Raw genomic sequence first — 386 nt, 5'->3', positions numbered from 1 at the left:
ATCGGAGAGCCTCAGCAGCGGGTCGACCGAACGGATCATCCGCCAGGTCGAGGTGACGTTGACGGTCATCACCTTCTCGAAGGTCTTGGCCTCGACATGGCCGATCGGCGAGATCACGCCGAGCACGCTGGCGTTCGCCACCAGGATGTCGAGCTTGCCCCAGCGCTCGTGGATGGCGCCGCCCAGCCGGTCGATGCCGGCCATGTCGGTCAGGTCGAGCGGCGCCAGCGTCGCCTGGCCGCGGCCATCGGCCTTGATCTGGTCGTCGAGCTCTTCCAGCCCGCCGACAGTGCGCGCCACCGCGATCACATGCGCGCCGGCCGCCGCCAGTTCCCTGGCGATGAAATAGCCGATGCCGCGCGAGGCGCCGCTTACGACCGCCACGC

Annotated in this window: 1 protein-coding gene; it reads right to left on the bottom strand. The window is 69.2% G+C overall.

Annotation, left to right across the window (positions count from 1 at the left end; genetic code table 11):
* Positions 1-384: SDR family NAD(P)-dependent oxidoreductase (locus tag EN852_RS35940; protein ID WP_246694512.1), on the bottom strand; the 384-nt coding region annotated here is incomplete at its 3' end.
* Between the last annotated feature and the right edge of the window lie 2 nt (positions 385-386).

Source organism: Mesorhizobium sp. M2E.F.Ca.ET.209.01.1.1 (assembly GCF_004010375.2).
In the GTDB taxonomy this organism is placed as follows: domain Bacteria; phylum Pseudomonadota; class Alphaproteobacteria; order Rhizobiales; family Rhizobiaceae; genus Mesorhizobium.
This window is presented reverse-complemented; position numbering and strand designations above follow the sequence as displayed.